Source organism: Rhodococcus phenolicus, from assembly GCF_001646785.1.
GTDB lineage: Bacteria > Actinomycetota > Actinomycetes > Mycobacteriales > Mycobacteriaceae > Rhodococcus > Rhodococcus phenolicus.
In genome coordinates this window covers 14,476-34,517 of sequence record NZ_LRRH01000089.1, presented here as the reverse complement: position 1 = coordinate 34,517, position 20,042 = coordinate 14,476, and the positions used below count along the sequence as shown (strand labels likewise).

The window sequence follows — 20,042 nt, the reverse complement described above, 5'->3', positions numbered from 1 at the left end:
GGGTGCCGGCGCGGCAGCGGCGGGAGCCTCGGCAGCGGGGGCCTCGGCGGCGGGTTCGGCAGCGGCCGGAGCCGGGGCGGCAGCGGGCGCGGAATCCTCGCCGGCCTCACCGATGAGACCGAGTTCGCCACCGATCTCGACGGTGTCGTCTTCCTGGGCGACGATCTTCACCAGGACGCCTGCAGCGGGGGACGGGATTTCGGTGTCGACCTTGTCCGTGGAGACTTCGAGCAGGGGCTCGTCGACTTCGACCGTGTCTCCTTCCTGCTTGAGCCATCGCGTGACAGTTCCCTCGGTGACGCTCTCACCAAGCGCTGGCATCTGGACGGAGAAGGCCATGTCTGTTGACTCCTCGACGGTTGTTTTCGTGTGTGTTGAGTTGTACCGACTCGTGGTCGTCCGACCATTGTGTGGTCGTTGACTATTGTGCTCGAGCCCGAAGGCTCGCGCGGGTACTTCTGTGGTGCGTACGGTCCACACCCGGGCGAGGCATGGCCTCGACCATCCTTGCACTGATCACTTTCGGGTGTTCGGCGAGGGCCGCGTCACGTCGCCCGTCGGGCGCCTCCCGGGACCCTCGAGGGCCCCGGAAGACGCCCGGCCGATCAGCCGTTGGCGGCGATGTCCTCGATGACCGTGATCATCGTGCGCACGGGCACACCGGTCCCGCCCTTGCCGATGTAGCCGAACGGGCCTCCAGTGTTGAACGCCGGACCGGCCACGTCCAGGTGTGCCCACTGCACGCCCTCCGCGACGAACTCCTTCAGGAAGATCGCAGCCGCGAGCATCCCGCCCCACCGGTGCGGGGTGACGTTCGCGAGATCGGCGACCCGCGAGTTCAGGTCGGGGCGCAGTTCCGCCGGCAGTGGCATCGCCCAGCCGTTCTCGCCGACGGACCGCGACAGCTCGGCGACCCGGTCGCGGAACTCGTCGGTGCCCATGACACCGGGGGTGCGGGTGCCCAGCGCGACCATCTGCGCGCCGGTCAGCGTCGCCGTGTCGATCAGGTAGTCGGGATCGTCCTCGCAGGCACGCACGATCGCGTCGGCCAGGATCAGGCGACCCTCCGCGTCGGTGTTGATCACCTCGACCGTGGTGCCGCCGTACTGGGTGAGCACGTCGCCGGGGCGCTGCGCGGTCGACGACGGCATGTTCTCGGCCATGGGAACCGTCGCGGTGACGTCCGCGGCGACCCCGAGCTTCGCGGCGAGCACGACGGTGGCGATGACCGCGGCAGCACCACCCATGTCGGAGGTCATGTTCTCCATGCCCGCGGCCGGCTTGATCGAGATTCCACCCGTGTCGAAGGTGACACCCTTGCCGACCAGCGCGACCTTCGGGGCCTTGCGCTTCTTCGACGAGTAGCTCAGCCGCACCAGCCGGGGCGGACGCGACGAACCCTGCCCGACACCGACGATGCCGCCGTAGCCCTGCTCGGCCAGGGCCTTCTCGTCGAGCACCTCCACCTTCAGGCCGGCCGCCGTGCCGAGTGCCTTCGCGCGGTCGGCGAACTCCGCCGGGTACAGGTGGCTCGGCGGGGTGTTGACGAATTCGCGCGCGGTGGCGACGGCCTCGGCGATCGCGGTCGCGCGGGTCAGCGCTGCCTTGGTGTCGCGGGCGCGGGGTGAGGTCACCAGGAACTCGACGCGGGCCGGCGGGCGCGCATCGGCACCCGGCGCGGACTTCGCGGAGCGGAACTCGGTGAACGTGTAGGCGCCGAGCGCGAAGCCTTCGACGGCCGCACCGAGGTCCACCTCGGACAGCGTCGTGGCGACGACCTCGACACCGTTCAGTGCCCGGGCCGCGGTGCCCGCCGAGCGGCGCACCTGCTCGGCGTCGATCTTGTCGGCGGCACCGAGACCCACCGCCAGCACGCTCGTCACGGTCAGTGCTGCGGGGGCGGGCACCCGGGTCAGTTCCTCGGACTTGCCGGTCGCGCCGACCGCGGTCGCGGCGTCGAGCAGATCACCGAGCACGGCCTCGTCGACGAGGCCGTCACCGAGCAGCACTTCGGGTCCGTCGCTTCCGGAGGTCAGACCGATCACGAGGACGTCGGCTCGTTTCGAGACGGACCCGGCGAGAACGAGTTCCGGGAGGGTGGGAGCGGGGGCACTCACTGGCATCTCCTATGCACTAGGTGTCGTTGCGTCGATGCTAGTGATCGTCGGTGGCGAAGCCGTGGAGGCGGTCCCGTCCCGGCAAGTGGGATACCGTCATGCGCCATGAGCGACCAGCAACTCCAGCAGGGCCCGATCCACGCCGTCCACGTCGAACTCGGCGCGACCTTCGCGCCGTTCGGCGGGTGGGAGATGCCGGTCTCCTACGCGGGGACGGTCGCCGAGCACACGGCGGTCCGCGAGCGTGTCGGCCTGTTCGACGTGAGCCACCTGGGCAAGGCGCTGGTCGCGGGCCCGGGTGCCGCGCAGTTCGTGAACGCGGCCCTGACCAACGACCTGTCGAAGATCGGTCCGGGCAAGGCCCAGTACACACTGTGCTGCACCGAATCCGGCGGTGTCACCGACGACCTGATCGTCTACTACGTGTCGGACGACGAGCTGTTCCTCGTCCCGAACGCCGCGAACACCGCGGCGGTCGTCGCAGCCCTCGCCGACGCCGCGCCCGCGGGTGTCACGGTGACGGACCGGCACAGGGACCACGCGGTCTTCGCGGTGCAGGGCCCGAAGTCCGCAGACGTGCTCACCGATCTCGGGCTGCCCACCGACATCGGGTACATGGCGTTCGTGGACGCCGACTGGAACGGTCTGCCGGTGCGGGTGTGCCGCAGTGGTTACAGCGGTGAACGCGGCTTCGAGCTGCTGCCGCGCTGGGACGATGCCGAGGCGCTGTTCCGTGCGCTCGTCGCCGCGGTGCAGGCAGCCGGTGGGCAGGCCGCCGGGCTCGGGGCTCGCGACACGCTGCGCACCGAGATGGGATACCCGCTGCACGGGCACGAGCTGTCGACGACGATCTCACCGCTGCAGGCACGCTGCGGCTGGGCCGTCGGCTGGAACAAGCCGGAGTTCTGGGGTCGGGAGGCGCTGCTCGCGGAGAAGCAGGCCGGGCCGGCACGGCGGTTGTGGGGTCTGCGCGCCCTGGATCGGGGTGTCCTGCGTCAGGACCTGACGGTCCTGCGTGACGGCGCGCCGGTGGGCGAGACCACCTCCGGGACGTTCTCGCCGACCCTCAAGGTGGGTATCGCGCTCGCTCTGATCGACAGTGCCGCGGGCTTGGCCGCCGGCGACGAGGTGGCCGTGGACGTCCGGGGCCGATCGCTGCGCGCCGAGCTGGTGGCTCCGCCGTTCGTCGAGGACCACACCAAGTAGGGGTGCACGGGCGTTCGATAGGATCGACGTTCATGACCGGTGTCCTCGAATTCGCCCACATCCCGCATCCTTCGCCGACGACCCCCGAGCGTCGGCAGGAGATCCTGTCGAATCCGGGCTTCGGGAACTTCTTCACCGACCACATGGTGACGATCACCTACACCGAGGGAACCGGCTGGCACGACGCGACGGTCGAACCCTACGGACCGGTCGCGCTGGATCCCGCCGCGATGGTGCTGCACTACGGGCAGGCCATCTTCGAAGGACTGAAGGCGTACCGGCAGGCCGACGGCTCGATCTCCTCGTTCCGGGCCGGCGCGAACGCAGCCCGGCTCAACCGCTCCGCCGAGCGGCTCGCGATGCCGGCTCTGCCGGAGGAGCTGTTCCAGCGCGCGATCGTCGAACTGCTCGAGGTCGACCACGAGTGGGTGCCCGCGGCGGGCGGTGAGGAGTCGCTGTACCTGCGGCCGTTCATGTTCGCCACCGAGCCGGCGCTGGGGGTGCGTCCTGCGAACGAGTACAAGTTCCTGCTCATCGCGTCCCCGGCGGGCGCGTATTTCCCGCGCGGCGTCAAGCCGGTCAGCGTGTGGCTCTCGCGTGAATACGTGCGGGCGGCTCCGGGCGGCACCGGTGCCGCGAAGTTCGCAGGCAACTACGCCGCGTCTCTCGTCGCACAGGCCCATGCCGCCGAGCAGGGCTGCGACCAGGTGGTGTGGCTCGACGCGATCGAGCGCAAGTACGTCGAGGAGATGGGCGGCATGAACCTGTACTTCGTATACGGGTCCGGTGCCGACGCCCGCCTGGTGACCCCGGAACTGTCCGGGTCGTTGCTGCCCGGCATCACCCGCGAGTCGCTGCTGACCCTCGCGAAGGACTCCGGTCTGTCCGTCGAGGAACGCCGCATCAGCACCGACGAGTGGCGGGAGAAGGCCGCGTCCGGTGAGATCACCGAGGTGTTCGCGTGCGGCACGGCCGCGGTCATCACCCCGGTCGGCAGCGTCAAGGACGCGAGCGGAGAGTTCACCGTCGCCGGTGGCGAGCCCGGCCCGGTCACGATGGCGCTGCGCGACACCCTCACCGGCATCCAGCGCGGCACCTTCGCCGACACCCACGGCTGGATGACCACGCTGCGCGCCGCGCAGTAACGGCAACCGAAGCGCGAAGTCACGCGGGCGCGATCGTCACCGACGGTCGCGCCCGTCGCCTTTCCGCCGGGAGCGTCAGATCCCGGCGCTCACTGCGACCGCGACGGCTGCGACCGTGCCTTCGAGCGCCGCGCCGAGCACGTCACCGTTCACACCTTCGAAACGGGCGACGCAGTGCCGGACGAACAGCACCGACAGGACCAGCGCGGCGAGAACCACGACCGGGCCGAGCCACGGCCTTCCGGGCACACACCACACCGCGGCCACCGCGGCGAGCAGCGGCCACCCGAGGACACCGGACCACGATTGGGTTCCGGCGACGAGCGCCCCGAACCCGCTCCCGGGGGCCGCGTCGATCCCGATCCGGCACGCGAGGACCACCGCAACCCGCCCTGCCACGACCGCGAGCACCACCGCCGGCCACGCGCGGGCCTCCGCGAGCACCCCGAACGACCAGGCCTGCGCTCCGAGCACCACGATCAGCGTGACCACGCCGAACGGTCCCGCACCCCCGGTGTGCATGACCTCACGGGCGCGCGCAGGCGGGCCGTAGCAGCCGAGGCCGTCGGCGGTATCGCTGAGACCGTCGACGTGCATACCGCGCGTGGCCACCGCGAGGAATCCGACTGCGAGCAACCCCGCGAGCGGGGGAGCACACCCCGCCGCGACGAGCAGCCACAGCAGCACCGCGGTCGCCGCGCCGAGCAGCAACCCGGTCACCGGGGCGGCACGGATCGCGCGGGTCGCCGCGGACCGGTCGATGTCGGCGGGGCCGCGCACCGGCAGCACGGTCAGCCACGACAGGGCGAGCGGCAGCCCGCCCATCACGCGTCGCGCGGATCGGGAACGGCGTCGGTGTCGTCCGCGTCGCGTCCGGTGACGCCGGCCTCGTCGAACGTCGCCATGTGCGCGAGCACCGACACCGCACCCTGCAGCACCGGCAGCGCCGTGACCGCGCCGGATCCCTCGCCGAGACGCATCCCGAGGTCGATGATCGGTTCCAGATCCAGGTGACGCAACGCGATCGCGTGCGAGGGTTCGGCGGACCGGTGACCGGCCACCCACCAGTCGCGTGCGCCCGGCGCGAGTTCCTCGGCGACCATCGCGGCGGCCGTGACGACGACACCGTCGAGCAGCACGGGTGTGCGCCGCACCGAGGCCTGCGCGAGATACCCCGCCATCACCGCGAAATCCGCGCCGCCGGCCGTACGCAGCAGGGCGATCGGGTTGCGGGTGTGCGGGCGGGCGCGGCGCATCGCGTCGCGGATCGCGGTGACCTTCCGCATCCACCCGGCGTCGTCGATGCCGGTGCCGCGACCGACCGCAGCGACCGGTTCGGTGTTGGTGAGCGTCGCGATGAGCACGGTCGCGGGGGTGGTGTTCCCGATGCCCATGTCGCCGGCGACGAGCAGATCGGCGCCCTCGTCGATCTCCCGGTCGGCGAGAGCCCGTCCGGCGGCGATCGCGCGGACCGTCTCGTCCTCGGTGAGTGCGTCCTCACGGTCGATGGAACCACTGGACCGGCGGATCTTGTACTCCGACACCGACGGATCGGTATCGGAGTCGACGGCGATATCGACGACCCGCACCCCGGCACCGGCGACGGTGGCGAGGACGTTGACCGCGGCACCGCCTGCGACGAAGTTCGCGACCATCTGCGCCGTGACCTCCGGCGGGTACGCCGAGACGCCGTGGCGGGTGATGCCGTGATCACCGGCGAACACCACCACACGGGGCTGCCGGAACGGGTGCGGCGGAACCTCGCCCTGGCAGGAGGCGATCCAGCAGCCGAGGTCCTCGAGCCGGCCGAGAGAACCGGCGGGCTTGGTGAGCGCGAGCTGGCGGGCGTCGGCGCGCCGACGGACCTCCCGGTCCGGGGCCACGACGGGAGGGAACGTGACGTCGAGGGTGGTGGGCGCGGGGTCGCTGCTCACAATGCACCTTTCACGAGGGGAATCGGGGTAGACGCTACCAACCACCCGATTGGCAGGATTTTGATCGGAGATGGCGTTTCGGCCACTGTCGTCAGAGGTGGCGCAAGCGCAGGATCGGACCATGGTCGAATTCGCCGTGATCGTCGTCTTCATGCTCGCCGTGGCGGCCGTGACCGAACCCGTAGGCCGTCGTCACGGAGCCGCCACCCGATGGGTCCGTGCGGCCCGGCTGCGCCTCAACCACTTCCGGCCACAGGACCCCCGGAGATCGGAGGAGCCTGTGGCCGGAGAAGTGGCGTTCACGATGTCGACGCGGGGCGCGCCGCACCACTGAACGCGGGAACGTCAGACCGCGTCGCCGGGCTTGACGCGCGGCAGCGGCGCCCGCAGCTTGCGGATCTGGGAGGCACGGACGAACGCGTACCAGCCGAGACCGAAGCCGCCCTCGGTCGAATCGGGGTAACGCGCCCGTACCTTCTTGTTGATCATCCGGCCCAGGTAAACGCCCTCGATGACCATCAGCAGCATCATCACGAACATCGCGAGTGTGACGTACTGCTGGATGACCGGCCCGAGAAACATGGTGGCGATCAGCACCAGCGCCAGCGGCATGAACATGCCGACGAGGTTGCGTCGGCTGTCGACGAGGTCGCGGACGTATGCGCGAACCGGACCGCGGTCGCGGGGGAGGAGGTACTTCTCCTCGCCGGCGAGCATCCGGTTGCGTCGCTCGGACGCGGCGGCACGACGCTCGGCGGCCTGGACCTTGCGCTCGTCCTTCGACATGGACTTGCGCGCGGCCTTCCTGCGCTCGCGCGCCTCCTTCGCCGTCATCGGCGCGGGGGCCACCGGGCCGCGACGACGGCCCTCGGCTTCGCGGCGTTTGGGCGTCGGCCGTCCCTTGCCCGCGGTCTCCTTGCCGCCCGCCACCGGGGTGCCGGACTGCGCGGATGTGACCTCGGACGCGGCGGCCTCGGCGCTGCCGGACGACGACGCGTCCTGGCTGTCGGATTCGTCGGAACTCCCGCGGCGTAGCAACTTCACCCCTCCAGGCTATGGGATATCCGGACACGTGGGGAAATCACCCCAGGTCTCGGTCGGTGCGAGATCGCGATCACGACCCCGCGGTGGGTGAGGAATAGATGCGCGCGCGGTACCGTTGACACATCGGAGTCGTCTCGACCGATCGATCGACACGACCTGCCGCAACGACTGCTTGACACGAACGACCAGGGAGCGCCCATGACTGTGCAGGACGAGACCGCCACTCACGGCGTCATCATGACCGAGGCCGCCTCCGCGAAGGCGAAGGCACTGCTCGATCAGGAGGGCCGCGACGACCTCGCGCTGCGGATCGCAGTGCAGCCCGGCGGCTGCGCCGGACTCCGGTACCAGCTGTTCTTCGACGACCGGTCGCTCGACGGTGATCTCACGGTGGACTTCGCCGGCGTCACGCTCGCCGTCGACCGCATGAGCGCCCCCTACGTCGAAGGTGCGTCGATCGATTTCGTCGACACCATCGAGAAGCAGGGTTTCACCATCGACAACCCGAACGCCACCGGCTCCTGCGCCTGCGGCGATTCGTTCAACTGAGTCCGGTCGACAGGGCCCCGGCACCGGAGGTGTCGGGGCCCTGTCGTCGTCCGGGTAGCGTGTGAGCCCGGCTTCCCGACCTCGTCGCGACTCCGTGCGCCCCGGCGAGGCCAGCACTCCGCACCCGTCGAAAGGCACACCGTGACCATTGCCGTGACCGGCTCCATCGCGACCGACCACCTGATGCGATTTCCCGGCCGGTTCGCCGAGCAGCTCCTCGCGGACCAGCTCAACCACATCTCGCTCAGCTTCCTCGTCGACGATCTCGTCGTCCGCCGGGGCGGCGTCGGCGGGAACATCGCGTACGCCATGGGTGCACTCGGCGGTGATCCGGTGCTCGTGGGCGCGGTCGGCGCCGACTTCGCCGAATACCGGGCCTGGCTCGAGAGCAACGGCGTGAACTGCGAGTCCGTCCTGGTCTCCACGACGGCCCACACCGCGCGCTTCGTCTGCACGACCGACGAGGACATGGCGCAGATCGCCTCGTTCTACCCGGGTGCGATGTCCGAAGCCCGCGACATCTCCCTCGCCGAGGTCGTGAAGACGCACGGCGTCGACCTGGTGCTCGTCGGAGCGAACGACCCCGACGCGATGGCCCGCCACACCGACGAGTGCCGCGAGCTGGGTGTGCCCTTCGCAGCCGACCCCTCACAGCAGCTCGCCCGCCTCAGCGGCGACGAGGCGGCCCGTCTGATCGACGGAGCGGCATACCTGTTCACCAACGAGTACGAGTGGGGACTGCTGCAGCAGAAGACGGGCCTGACCGAGGACGAGATCCGCGCGAAGGTCGGGCTGCGGGTGACCACGCTCGGCGGCGACGGCGTAGAGATCGTCGACGGCGACGGCAACTGGGTGCGGGTCGCGGTCGTGCCCGAGCGAGCGAAGGTCGACCCCACCGGTGTCGGCGATGCGTTCCGCGCCGGATTCCTGCTCGGCCACCGCGCCGGCCTGTCGCTCGAGCGCGCGGCCCAGCTCGGCTGCCTCGTCGCGGTGTACGTGCTCGAGACCACCGGCACCCAGGAATGGACCTTCGATCGGGCCGACGCCCTCAAGCGCCTGACCGACGCGTACGGCGAAGTCGCCGCCGACGAGATCTCCGCACTGCTGAAGTAATGGTGCGGCTGCGCCGCCGGTGTGTCTCTGTGGCGCCTACAACCGCCACAGAGACACACCGGGCGCGCAGCGCCCCTACAGGCTGACCGGGTACACCGGCTCCTGGATCTGCGGCACGATGCGCTTCTCGACGAAGATGCCGTGCCACACCATGAAGCACAGGACCGTCCACAGACGACGGCTGTGATCGGACACACCGTCGCGGTGCTCGTTCAGCATCCGTGCGACCGCGGCCTTGTCGAAGATGTGGTCGGTGCCGGACTCGGCGATCTGCTCGTGCGCCCAGTCGAACAGTTCCGTGCCGGCGAGCCAGTGCCGCAGCGGCACCGGGAAACCGAGCTTCGCGCGGTGCAGCACATGCGGCGGGACGATGCCCTCGAGCGCCTGCCGCAGCGCAAACTTGCTGGTCTGGTTCGTGATCTTCTGCTCGAGCGGAATCTGCGACGCCACCCGGAACACCTCGGGATCGAGGAACGGGACGCGCAGCTCCAGCGAGTTCGCCATCGTCATCTTGTCGGCCTTGACGAGGATGTCGCCGCGCAGCCACGTGAACAGGTCCAGGTGCTGCATGCGCGCGACGGGATCCCACCCGGCCGACCGCGCGTAGATCGGTGCCGTGACGTCCTGATGGGTCCACTCGGGACGGAAGTCACGCAGCACCGACCGCAGCTGTGCGTCGTTGAAGCTGCGCGCATTGCCGTAGTACCGCTCCTCGAGAGGCATCGATCCGCGATGCAGCAGGGACTTGCCGCGGGTGCCCTCCGGGATCCGCTCGGACAGCGTGCCCGCCAGGCGCCGCAAGCTGCCGGGCAGGAACTCGAACGGCCTGAGCGAGATCGGCTCGCGGTAGATCGTGTAGCCGCCGAACAACTCGTCGGCGCCCTCGCCGGACAGCACCACCTTGACGTGCTTGCGGGCTTCCTTGGCGACGAACCACAACGGCACCAGCGCCGGATCGGCGACCGGGTCGTCGAGGTACCAGACGATCTCCGGGATCGCGGCGGCGAACTCGGCGGGGGAGACCACGCGCACGATGTGACGTGCTCCGATCGCGGCGGCCGACTCGGCTGCCACGTCGACCTCGGAGTATCCCTCGCGTTCGAAACCGGCGGTGAACGTGATCAGGTCCGGATTGTGCCGCTTGGCGAGCGCCGCGATCGCCGTCGAGTCGATGCCGCCGGAGAGGAACGATCCGACCGTCACGTCGGCACGCATGTGCTTGGCGACCGAATCCTCGAGGGCCTCGGCGATCTCGCGGTACCGATCCTGCTCACGGCCGGCGGCGAACGGCCGCACCGGGAAGCGGGGCTCGAAGTAGCGGGTGATCTCCGGTTCGCCGCCCGGGCGGACCCGCGCGAAGCAACCCGACTCGAGGCGACGGATCTGCCGGTGCAGCGTCTCCGGTTCGGGAACGTACTGCAGGACGGTGTAGTGCTCGATGGCCCGCGGATCGAGTTCGGTGCCGATACCGATCGGATCGGCGAGCTCGAGCAGGCTCTTCTTCTCACTGCCGAACGCGGTTCCGCCCGAACCGGTCGCCAGGAACAGCGGCTTGATGCCGAACGGGTCGCGGGCGAGGAAGAGTTCGCGGGTGTGGGTGTCCCAGATCGCGAACGCGAACATGCCGCGCAGGCGACGCACCGCATCCTCACCCCAGTGGTGGAACGCCGCGACGATCGTCTCGCTGTCGCCTTCGGTCGCGAAGACGGCACCGTGCTCGTCGGCGAGTTCCTTCCGCAACTCCAGGTAGTTGTAGATCTCGCCGTTGAAGGTCAGGGCGTACCGGTCGGGCTGGTCCTGCGGTCCCCAGCGCAACGGCTGATGCGAGTGCGCGATGTCGATGATCGACAGGCGGTTGAATCCGAAGATCAGGTCGTCGTCGTGCCAGGTGCCGTGCTCGTCCGGTCCGCGATGGCGCAGGCAGTGCATGGCGGAGTCGACCAGCGCAACGGCGTCGTCGCTGGTGCCGTCAGTGGTCAGTAGCCCGAGCAATCCGCACACGCGTCCGATACCTCGATTCCAGATAGGGAGTGTCGGGCAGCCCGGGAACTTCGCCTCGAGCGCCGACGTTCGTCATGTGGAGTATGCCGTAGCGGGGTTACCGCAGCAGTGCGCGGCATACCCGGAAAGTCGCCGTGACGTCGCCTGTCACCGGGCGACATGCCGTCCTGCGACGAGGCAATGTCTCAGGAACGACACGTTCTGTGCGCCCCGAGGGTGGATAGCGCGTCGGTTTGGTCTACGCTGCGTAGTAATTGGGCCTGCCCTCCGGGGTTGCCCTGATGGAATTGCGGCGATCAGGAAGGCGTGAACGTGGCGCAAGGTCGGATCCTTCGGCGGTTCGGGCTCGCAGCATCTCTTGGCATTGCAGCCATGATGTTGACCGGGTGCTCCAGCGAAGAAGTCCTTCGTTTCGGCTGGCCGGAGGGCGTGACTCCCCAGGCCGAGCGTATGCGTGAACTGTGGACGTGGTCGGTTGTCGCCGCCCTCGTCATGGGCATTTTGGTGTGGGGTCTGACCTTCTGGGTGGTCATCTTCCACCGCAAGAAGAAGAACTCCCCGGAGTTCCCGCGGCAGACCGCGTACAACGTGCCCCTCGAGCTGGTCTACACGGCGGCTCCGTTCGTGGCCGTGTGTGTGCTCTTCTACTTCACGGTCGTGGTCCAGAACTACGTCCTGGACAAGGAAGACAACCCGAACGTCGTGGTCGACGTCACCGGCTACCAGTGGAACTGGAAGTTCGGCTACCGCACCATCGATCTCGGTGACGGCACCGCCAAGTACGACGGCACCGACTACGAAGCCCAGGAAGCGGTCGCTCAGCCCGAACACGCTCCCGCCGAGGAAGGTGAGCACGCGGCGGTACCGCCGATCCACGGTGCCCCGGTCGAGGACCTCTCCTACCTGCACTACGACAAGATCGAGACGGTCGGCAGCAGCAACGAGATCCCGGTTCTGGTCCTGCCCACCGGCAAGCGTATCGAGTTCGAGCTCGCCTCGTCCGACGTCATCCACGCCTTCTGGGTTCCGGAATTCCTGTTCAAGCGCGACGTGAACCCGAACCCGCGGAACAACAACTCCGATCCGGTCTTCCAGATCTCCGAGATCGAGCGCGAGGGCGCCTTCGTGGGCCGCTGCGCCGAGATGTGCGGTACGTATCACGCGATGATGAACTTCGAGGTCCGCGCCGTCTCGCCGGAGAAGTTCGCGCAGTACATCGAGCTCCGTAAGCCCGCCGACGAAGGTGGTCAGGGCATGAGCAACGCGGATGCGCTCGCAGCCATCGGTGAGTCGCCCGTCGCGACCACCACGACCCCGTTCAAGACCGACCGCACCGACCGTTCGGCCAGCGGCGTCGCCGGCGAGTGACCGAACCCCTCATCGACAAGGACAAGTGCTGATATGAAGATCGAAGCCAAGCTCTTCGAGGTCGTGACGGTGTTCTTCGTGCTCGTCGCCATCGTGTACGGAACGTTCACCGGGTTGTCCCGCACGGGTATCGAGTGGGCCGGTCTCACCGCGATCGTGCTCTCGGCAGGCCTGACGCTGATCATTGGCACCTACTTCCGGTTCGTGGCGCGTCGTCTCGACACCCGCCCGGAGGACTACGAGGACGCCGAGATCAGCGACGGTGCCGGCGACCTCGGCTTCTTCAGTGCCGGTAGCTACTGGCCGATCCTGCTCGCGGGTGCTGCGGCCTTCGCCGCCATCTCCCTGGCGTTCTTCCACCCGTGGATGATCGTCGTGGCAGTCGTCCTGGTCATCGCCTCGGCGGCCGGCCTGGTGTTCGAGTACCACATCGGACCCGAGAAGCACTGACACAGAACGCTTCCGCACGACGGGCGCCGCACCTTCGGGTGCGGCGCCCGTCGCCGTTCCGGGTCTGTCGGCCGACCCGGAAGGACAACTGATCCGGGAGATCATCCGGCCCGGCATCCGGGCCAGGGAAGTGTGTCTGCGCCGTTCGGGGTACCGGCCCCGAGGAACGACCCTCAGATTGCACCGCAGACCTGTCCCGTCAGCTCGGGTGCGCCGGTGGACGGGTGGCCGCGGGTAGCTCGTGCTCGGGTAGACCCGGCGTCGTCTCGCGGGAACACCCTCGCGCTCGCGTCCGCCGGTGCGACACTGGACGGACATGTCCGGTGCAGCCCGTAGGAGGGAATCCCGCGATGACCACCCACCCGGAACACACCGATCACGGCCACGTCCACGGGGAAGGCTGTGGGCACGTGGCGGTCCCGCACGGCGACCACGTCGACTACGTGCACGACGGTCACCTGCATCGGGAACACGACGGGCACTTCGACGAGTGCGAAGCCGGCGGGCACGTCCCACATGAGGGTCACGACCACTCGCACGGTGCGGGCTGCGGGCACGTCGCGGTCCCGCACGGCGACCACGTGGACTACTTGCACGACGGGCACCGCCACGCCGCCCACGGAGATCACTACGACGACCACTGACCCCGACCGGGAGCCGAGGCGGACGGGCCGCGGCGGGGGAGGGAAGCACGGAACGGAATACGGGTAGGGCCCCGAACCGTGATGGTTCGGGGCCCTACCCGTTGTACTTCGGAGCGGACTGCGTCAGTGCGCCTGTCCGTCACCGTCGCCGCGGCCGGCCTCGAGGCCGTGCACGCGGTTCTGGTAGTCCCGCAGGACGGTCCGCTGCTCGATTTCGGCCTCGTGGTGGGCCGCTTCGAGCGCTGCCGCCTCGTCCGCCGGATCCGCGGTGAGGAAGCTGCCGGCGCCGGGCTTGCCGGCACTGCCGAGACGGTTCATCCGCTTCGGCACAGCAGCACCCTGGTACTCCAGCGGCACCGGATGGCCGTGCTCGTCCACCGGCCCGAGCGGCTGGTGGATCTCGATGTACTCACCGTGCGGCAGGCGACGGACGATGCCCGTCTCGATGCCGTGCTCGAGCACCTGGCGGTCGCTGCGCTGCAGGCCGAGGCAGAACCGGTACGCGATGTAGTAGGCGAGCGGCGGCAGGATCACCATGCCGATGCGGCCCATCCAGGTCGTCGCGTTGATCGAGATGTCGAACTTGTACGCGATCAGGTCGTTGACGCACATGAGGGTGAGCACGATGTAGAACGTGATCGCCATGGCGCCGATACCGGTGCGGACCGGAACATCGCGCGGACGCTGCAGCAGGTTGTGGTGTGCGTCGTCCTTGGTGAGCTTCTTCTCGATCCAGGGGTAGATCGTCATCACGACGAAGACCAGACCCATGATGACCGCGACCCAGAACACCGCCGGGATCGTGTAGCGGCCGAACAGGTAGATCTCCCAGGCCGGCCACGTACGAGCCAGGCCGTCCGTCCACATCATGTAGAAGTCGGGCTGTGAACCTGCCGAGACCTGCGACGGGTTGTACGGGCCGATGTTCCAGATCGGGTTGATCTGCAGCAGACCGCTCATCAGTGCCAGCACCGCGAACGTCATCGCGAAGAACGCACCGGACTTGACCGCGAAGACCGGCAGGATTCGAACGCCGACGACGTTCTGCTCGGTGCGGGCGGGGCCGGGGAACTGCGTGTGCTTCTGGTACCAGACCAGCGCGAGGTGCGCGGCGATCAGGGCCAGGATGATGGCCGGGATGAGCAGCACGTGCAGGACGTAGAAGCGCGGGATGATCAGGTCGCCCGGGAAGTCCCCGCCGAAGATCGCCCAGTGCATCCACGTACCGATGATGGGGATGCTCAGCGTGATGCCGGAGAACGCGGCACGCAGGCCGGTGCCGGACAGCAGGTCGTCGGGCAGCGAGTAGCCGAAGAAGCCCTCGAACATCGCCAGGATGAGCAGCAGCGAACCGATCACCCAGTTCGCCTCACGCGGGCGACGGAACGCACCGGTGAAGAAGATGCGCAGCATGTGAACGATGATCGACGCTGCGAACATCAGTGCTGCCCAGTGGTGGATCTGCCGGACGAACAGGCCGCCGCGCACCTCGAAGGAGATGTTCAGGGCCGTCTCGTAGGCACGCGACATGGTGACGCCGCGCAGCGGCGTGTAGACGCCGTTGTAGGTGACGTGCGCCAGCGACGGATCGAAGAACAGCGTCAGGAACACGCCCGAGATGAGCAGGATGATGAAGCTGTACAGCGCGATCTCACCCAGCAGGAAGGACCAGTGGGTGGGGAAGACCTTGTTGATCTGGCGACGGATACCGGCCGACAGGTGATAGCGAGAGTCGAGATTCTCGCCGATCTGTGCGGCGCGTGTCGGGGTTGCAGTACTCACGGGCGACGCTCCCAAAATGCCGGGCCGAGTGCCTCGATGAAGTCACCGTTGGCGACCAGGAAGCCCTCTTCGTTCACTGTAATGGGCAGCTGCGGCAGAGCGCGAGCAGCAGGTCCGAACAGCGGCTTGCCGTACTCCAGGGCATCGAACTGCGACTGGTGGCACGGGCACAGAATGCGATTGGTCTGCTGCTCGTACAGCGACGTCGGGCAGCCGAGGTGAGTGCAGATCTTCGAGTAGGCGAAGTAGTCGCCGTAGTTGAAGCTCTCCTGGCCCTTGCGCTTGATGGCGCGTTCGGCATCCTCGGTCCGCAGACGGATCAGCATGACGGCGTTGCGGATACCGCGCAGACCGTCGAGCAGCGCGTGCTCGTCGCCGCGATCGGATTCACGGAACGGGAAGACCGTCTCCATGCCGCCGGCGTCGAGATCCTCGGGGCGCACCAGCACGATGTCGCTGGGGCGTCCGGTGTCGCGACGCAGGTAGATCGTCTCGCCCGGGTAGCGCGGGGTCCAGCCCGACACCCACAGCGGGGAGTTGTCGCCCTCGGCCCACGGGTTCTTGATCAGGCCGCCGAGCGGCATGATCAGACCCACGCCGAGAGCGCCGCCACCGAAGATGGCCGTGCGCTTGATCAGCTTGCGGCGGGGCAGCGTCGAGGTCTCCAGGGAATCGGCGAGCTCGGCCACGATCGTCTTGCGATCGACCTCGGACGATCCACCGTCGTGCCGATCCTGGATCGACACCTCCTCGGGGATGAACTTCTTGGTGAACTGCACCGCGCCCACACCGACACCGAGGATCGCCAGACCGAGGGTCAGGCCGAGCAGCGGGGTGTACAGGTTGAAGAGGGTGTAGTTCTCCTCGCCCGGGCTCTGGTACTCCCACGGCCAGAAGAGGTAGATGCCGATGAACGCGAGGGCAGCCACACCCGCGAGGGCGAACCAGAATGCGACGTTGCGCTCGGCACGCTTCTCGGCGCGGGTGCCTTCGACGGGCCACCGCTCCTTGCGGAACGCGACGTCGACGCCGTCGAGGTTCGTTCCGAGTGCGACGAGGTCGTCGCGGCTCATCTGGTCGAGGTTCTCGACCGAGTGCTTGTTGGGCGTTTCGTCGCCACTCATGACCTTGCTCCGATCCACAGTGCAGCGCCGACGACCGCGACGATGCCGACGACCCACATTGCCGGACCCTCCGCACCGGGGCCGAATCCACCGAGTCCGTATCCGCCCGGGTCAGCCGTCTCGCTGGACGCCTTGACGTACGCGATGATGTCCTGCTTCTCGTCGAGGGTCAGCTGACGATCCGAGAACTTCGGCATGTTCTGCGGGCCGGTGAGCATCGCGGTGTAGATCTGCTGTTCGCTGGCCGGATCGAGATTCGGCGCGAACTTGCCGGACGAGAGCGCGCCGCCGCGACCGGTGAAGTTGTGGCACGAAGCGCAGTTCTGGCGGAAGAGCTCACTACCGCGGGCCACGTCGTCGCCACGCAGCGAGGACTGGGCGATCTCACCGTTCTCGTCGCGGATGAGGGTGGGGCCGCCGCCGTTGGCCTGGATGTACGCGCCGATCGCGTCGGTCTGCGCAGCGTCGAACTTCGGTTCCTTGCGCAGGGCCTGGGCCTCGTTGCGCGCTGCCGGCATGCGGCCGGAGGACACCTGGAAGTAGACGGCGGCTTCACCGACGCCGACCAGCGACGGGCCGCGGTCCTGGACGCCCTGCAGGTTGGCGCCGTGGCACGTGACGCAGGAGGTCTCGTAGAGCTGCTGACCCTTGCGGATCAGGGCCAGCTGGTCCTCGTTCGCCGTCGCCACCTGCGGGGCAGGGGTCAGCGCGGAGGCCAGGAAGCCGGCGCTGAGCAGGCCGAGCGCGAGCACCAGCGCGCCGGTGAGGCGGCGGCGGAACTTGCGCTGACGACGAGACCTGGCAGCGGATGCCGCCTCGGACTGACCGGGCATGTCACCCTCGGGTGTGAGAGGTGGGGATGAACTCATCTGTATCCCTTTTTGTATGTCGGGACGGACTGGACGTCAGGGGGCTGCCTGGGCGTACAGCTGGCTAACGGATGAAATAAATCGTGGCAAACAGTGCGATCCACACGATGTCGACGAAGTGCCAGTAGTAGGACACGACGATCGCTGCGGTGGCCTGAGCCGGAGTGAACTTGCTGACCCGCGTGCGGATCAGGAGGAACACGAAGGCGACCAGACCGCCGATGACGTGCAGACCGTGGAAACCGGTGGTCATGTAGAACACCGAGCCGTACACGCTGCCCGAGATGGTGGTGCCGTGATCGACCAGGTGGATGTACTCGTAGCCCTGGCCGAGCACGAAGAAGGTGCCCATGGCGAGGGTGACGACGTACCACCGGCGAAGACCGAACACGTCGCCGCGCTCGGCCGCGAACACACCGAGCTGGCACGTGAAGGAAGACGCGATCAGCACCAGCGTCACCGGAACCGCCAGCCACAGGTTCAACTCTGTGGGGGCCGGCGGCCAATCACCGTGGGCCTGAGCCCGCGCCACGAAGTACATGGCGAAGAGCCCTGCGAAAAACATGAGCTCACTGGACAACCACACAATGGTGCCGACGCTGACCAGGTTGGGCCGGTTCAGCGAGTGCACGCGCTGGGTGATTGCAGTTCCTGAAGTCCCTACTGCGCTCGTCACGCTGGCTAGTATGACCCGTCGTAGTAAGTCTTGGGCAATCGGGGCGGAATTCGGCGCGTCTTTGCAGGTAATCGCCTGGTCCTGGCGGTGCGGTGACCGGGATGTGCCCCCGGCCACCGACCGTGCGATCGTGGTGTGCATGAGCGGTGTCACAGGGATCTGGGAACGTCTCCGACGAGCACTGACGGGGGGCCGCCGGCAGCCTCTGGATCCGGGGCGGACGGACCTGGTCGTGGTGGTGTCGTCCTTCGAGGACGCCGAGTCCTGTTCCGGTGCGCTCGAGCGGGGCGCGGCCGCCGCTCCGCGCTGGGTGGACACCGACGAAGCCGTCCTGCGGCACCATCTCGAACTGCCTGCCGAGGCGGTGGACCGGGCCGTCGAGCTCGCGGGTCAGGACGGATACACGCCGGCCGCGCCGGTGCGCACCCCCGCCGACGGGTATACGGGGCTGGTCCTGCAGCGGGTGCAGCTCCTCGACGCGATGCACTGCGCGCAGGAGAAGTCGCGCATGGCGGGACTCGCGCAGCGTCTCGGCGGAACCGCCACCGGATGGGACGCCCTGCAGCCCGATTCCGCAGCTGACTAAGCTTCCCGCGAAAGGGCACGGACGGTGCCCGGCGACGGAGCGAGGTGCGGCGAAGGTGGGTGCGATGAACGCGGGACGACCGGCGGACCAGGTGGCGACGAACTGGCGTGCGGTGCTCGGCGCACTGACCGCCGGCCGCGACCTGTCCCGCGCCGAGGCGCAGTGGGCGATGGACGAGATCATGTCCGACAACGCGACCTCCGCGCAGATCGCCGCGTTCGGCGTCGCACTGAAGATGAAGGGTGAGACAGCCGAGGAAGTTCTGGGTCTGTCCGATTCGATGCTCGGTCACGCACGCCTCGTGCCGGTCGACGACGACGCCGTCGACATCGTCGGCACCGGTGGCGACGGGGCGGACACGGTGAACATCTCGACGATGGCGTCGCTCGTCGTCGCCGCGGCCGGGATCCGCGTGGTCAAGCACGGCAACCGGGCGGCCACGTCGAAGGCCGGCGGTGCCGACGTACTCGAGGCGCTCGGTGTGCACATCTCGCTCGGGCCGGAACAGGTCGCGCAGTCGCTGGCGGAGGCCGGCATCGGCTTCTGCTTCGCCCCGGTCTTCCATCCGGCACTGCGGTTCGCGGGTCCGACCCGCAAGGAGATCGCCATCCCGACCGTGTTCAACGTGCTCGGTCCGCTCACCAACCCGGCGCGGCCGCGCGCCGGACTCATCGGGTGCGCGTTCCCGGGGCTGCTCGACACGCTCGCCGGTGTGCTCGCCCGGCGGGGCAACTCCGCGCTCGTCGTGCGCGGGGACGACGGCCTCGACGAACTGACCCTGTCGACGACCTCCACGGTGTACGTCGTGCACGAGGGCGAGGTGCGCAGGCGGACGCTCGATCCGACGGTCCTGGGTATCGCCCGGGTCCCGATCGACGCGCTGCGCGGAGGGGACGCGGCCGAGAACGCGGCGATCGCCCGCGCGACCCTGGCAGGACAGCCCGGACCGGTACGCGACGCGGTCCTGCTCAATGCGGCCGCCGCGATCGCCGCCTACCGCGGCGTCGGCGGCGAACTCGAGGACGCGATCGCCGCGGGCCTCGAGGATGCGGCCGCCGCGATCGACGGAGGCGGCGCCGAGCGCGTGCTGGCGACGTGGGCGGAGACGACCACCCGGCTCGGCGCCACCGGCTGATCCGGGGCTACTCGCCGATCGAGAATCCGGCTTCCACGTCGGAGCTGGAGTAGGACCGGAACGCGATGTGGGTCACGGTCCGGGACACGCCGTCGACCTTGTTGATCCGGCCGGTGACGACCTCGGCGATCTGCTCGTGATCGCGGACCCGGACCATGGCGATCAGGTCGACGTCTCCGGCGCACGAGTACACCTTGTCGACCCCGTCCAGGTCGGCGACCGCCTGTGCGGCCTCCTGGATGCGGTCGGCCTCGGCGTCGATCAGGACGATGGCGTTGATCATGAGCGCTCCTCACTCT

General features: G+C 68.6%; 21 protein-coding genes. 10 read left to right on the top strand and 11 right to left on the bottom strand.

Annotated features, from left to right (window positions below; all coding sequences use genetic code 11):
• Together A8G15_RS23140 and A8G15_RS23135 are read right to left on the bottom strand one after the other, a co-directional pair.
• On the bottom strand, positions 1-339 hold a 339-nt coding region (locus A8G15_RS23140; RefSeq protein WP_342671592.1), incomplete at its 3' end, for a biotin/lipoyl-containing protein.
• A gap of 266 nt (positions 340-605) precedes the next feature.
• Positions 606-2,123 (bottom strand): leucyl aminopeptidase, encoded by a 1,518-nt coding sequence (locus tag A8G15_RS23135; protein ID WP_068165124.1) that lies wholly within the window; start codon positions 2,121-2,123, stop codon positions 606-608.
• 99 nt (positions 2,124-2,222) lie between these two features.
• Between A8G15_RS23135 and gcvT the strand changes: the two genes are divergently transcribed.
• Entirely contained in the window at positions 2,223-3,323 is a 1,101-nt protein-coding gene (gcvT, locus tag A8G15_RS23130) for a glycine cleavage system aminomethyltransferase GcvT (protein WP_068165122.1), read from the top strand.
• A gap of 32 nt (positions 3,324-3,355) precedes the next feature.
• On the top strand, positions 3,356-4,468 hold the full coding sequence (locus A8G15_RS23125) for a branched-chain amino acid aminotransferase (protein ID WP_068165120.1): 1,113 nt from the start codon (positions 3,356-3,358) through the stop codon (positions 4,466-4,468).
• A 75-nt stretch (positions 4,469-4,543) separates the two neighbouring features.
• Here A8G15_RS23125 and A8G15_RS23120 read toward each other — a convergent pair whose 3' ends face one another.
• Positions 4,544-5,293: an adenosylcobinamide-GDP ribazoletransferase gene (locus tag A8G15_RS23120; RefSeq protein WP_068165117.1), complete on the bottom strand. Its 750-nt coding sequence runs from the start codon at positions 5,291-5,293 to the stop codon at positions 4,544-4,546.
• Complete coding sequence (gene cobT, locus A8G15_RS23115; protein ID WP_068165115.1) at positions 5,293-6,402, bottom strand: nicotinate-nucleotide--dimethylbenzimidazole phosphoribosyltransferase; 1,110 nt, start codon at positions 6,400-6,402, stop codon at positions 5,293-5,295. Before cobT ends, A8G15_RS23120 begins: the two co-directional genes overlap by 1 nt.
• Before the next feature lie 121 nt (positions 6,403-6,523).
• Here cobT and A8G15_RS23110 point away from each other — a divergent pair, with 121 nt between their 5' ends.
• Positions 6,524-6,736: a hypothetical protein gene (locus A8G15_RS23110; protein ID WP_068165114.1), complete on the top strand. Its 213-nt coding sequence runs from the start codon at positions 6,524-6,526 to the stop codon at positions 6,734-6,736.
• Positions 6,737-6,747: 11 nt separating this feature from the next.
• Here A8G15_RS23110 and A8G15_RS23105 read toward each other — a convergent pair whose 3' ends face one another.
• Entirely contained in the window at positions 6,748-7,446 is a 699-nt protein-coding gene (locus tag A8G15_RS23105) for a DUF3043 domain-containing protein (protein ID WP_068165113.1), read from the bottom strand.
• A gap of 198 nt (positions 7,447-7,644) precedes the next feature.
• Between A8G15_RS23105 and A8G15_RS23100 the strand changes: the two genes are divergently transcribed.
• Positions 7,645-7,995, top strand: a complete 351-nt coding sequence (locus A8G15_RS23100; protein ID WP_068165112.1) for a HesB/IscA family protein — start codon at positions 7,645-7,647, stop codon at positions 7,993-7,995.
• A 141-nt stretch (positions 7,996-8,136) separates the two neighbouring features.
• Positions 8,137-9,108 carry a carbohydrate kinase family protein gene (locus A8G15_RS23095; RefSeq protein WP_068165109.1) on the top strand — a complete coding sequence of 324 codons (972 nt, stop codon included), beginning with the start codon at positions 8,137-8,139 and terminating at the stop codon, positions 9,106-9,108.
• A gap of 75 nt (positions 9,109-9,183) precedes the next feature.
• On the opposite strand, the gene asnB is transcribed toward A8G15_RS23095, so the two are convergent.
• Positions 9,184-11,109 (bottom strand): asparagine synthase (glutamine-hydrolyzing), encoded by a 1,926-nt coding sequence (gene asnB / locus A8G15_RS23090; protein ID WP_068165107.1) that lies wholly within the window; start codon positions 11,107-11,109, stop codon positions 9,184-9,186.
• Between the two features lie 306 nt (positions 11,110-11,415).
• Here asnB and ctaC point away from each other — a divergent pair, with 306 nt between their 5' ends.
• The 3 genes from ctaC (at position 11,416) to A8G15_RS30105 (ending at position 13,571) form a co-directional block, all read left to right on the top strand.
• On the top strand, positions 11,416-12,477 hold the full coding sequence (gene ctaC, locus A8G15_RS23085) for an aa3-type cytochrome oxidase subunit II (RefSeq protein ID WP_082900108.1): 1,062 nt from the start codon (positions 11,416-11,418) through the stop codon (positions 12,475-12,477).
• A gap of 33 nt (positions 12,478-12,510) precedes the next feature.
• Entirely contained in the window at positions 12,511-12,927 is a 417-nt protein-coding gene (locus tag A8G15_RS23080) for a cytochrome c oxidase subunit 4 (RefSeq protein ID WP_068165103.1), read from the top strand.
• Between the two features lie 350 nt (positions 12,928-13,277).
• A complete protein-coding gene (locus A8G15_RS30105) occupies positions 13,278-13,571 on the top strand; it encodes a hypothetical protein (RefSeq protein WP_082900107.1) in 294 nt (97 codons plus the stop codon).
• Between the two features lie 123 nt (positions 13,572-13,694).
• On the opposite strand, the gene qcrB is transcribed toward A8G15_RS30105, so the two are convergent.
• From qcrB to ctaE, 4 genes are all read right to left on the bottom strand, one after another.
• A complete protein-coding gene (gene qcrB / locus A8G15_RS23070; RefSeq protein WP_068165100.1) occupies positions 13,695-15,353 on the bottom strand; it encodes a cytochrome bc1 complex cytochrome b subunit in 1,659 nt (552 codons plus the stop codon).
• Positions 15,350-16,477, bottom strand: a complete 1,128-nt coding sequence (gene qcrA / locus A8G15_RS23065) for a cytochrome bc1 complex Rieske iron-sulfur subunit (protein WP_068165098.1) — start codon at positions 16,475-16,477, stop codon at positions 15,350-15,352. Before qcrA ends, qcrB begins: the two co-directional genes overlap by 4 nt.
• Positions 16,474-17,346 (bottom strand): cytochrome bc1 complex diheme cytochrome c subunit, encoded by an 873-nt coding sequence (gene qcrC / locus A8G15_RS23060; protein ID WP_425415120.1) that lies wholly within the window; start codon positions 17,344-17,346, stop codon positions 16,474-16,476. Before qcrC ends, qcrA begins: the two co-directional genes overlap by 4 nt.
• A 64-nt stretch (positions 17,347-17,410) precedes the next feature.
• Complete coding sequence (gene ctaE / locus A8G15_RS23055; protein ID WP_068165092.1) at positions 17,411-18,022, bottom strand: aa3-type cytochrome oxidase subunit III; 612 nt, start codon at positions 18,020-18,022, stop codon at positions 17,411-17,413.
• Positions 18,023-18,161: 139 nt separating this feature from the next.
• On the opposite strand from ctaE, the gene A8G15_RS23050 reads away from it, so the two are divergent.
• The gene (locus A8G15_RS23050) at positions 18,162-18,608 is read left to right on the top strand and encodes a hypothetical protein (protein ID WP_068165138.1); all 447 of its coding nucleotides are present in this window, start codon (positions 18,162-18,164) and stop codon (positions 18,606-18,608) included.
• A 64-nt stretch (positions 18,609-18,672) separates the two neighbouring features.
• Positions 18,673-19,743, top strand: a complete 1,071-nt coding sequence (trpD, locus tag A8G15_RS23045) for an anthranilate phosphoribosyltransferase (protein WP_211270222.1) — start codon at positions 18,673-18,675, stop codon at positions 19,741-19,743.
• 7 nt (positions 19,744-19,750) lie between these two features.
• Here trpD and A8G15_RS23040 read toward each other — a convergent pair whose 3' ends face one another.
• The gene (locus A8G15_RS23040; protein ID WP_068165091.1) at positions 19,751-20,026 is read right to left on the bottom strand and encodes an Lrp/AsnC family transcriptional regulator; all 276 of its coding nucleotides are present in this window, start codon (positions 20,024-20,026) and stop codon (positions 19,751-19,753) included.
• Positions 20,027-20,042: the final 16 nt, after the last annotated feature.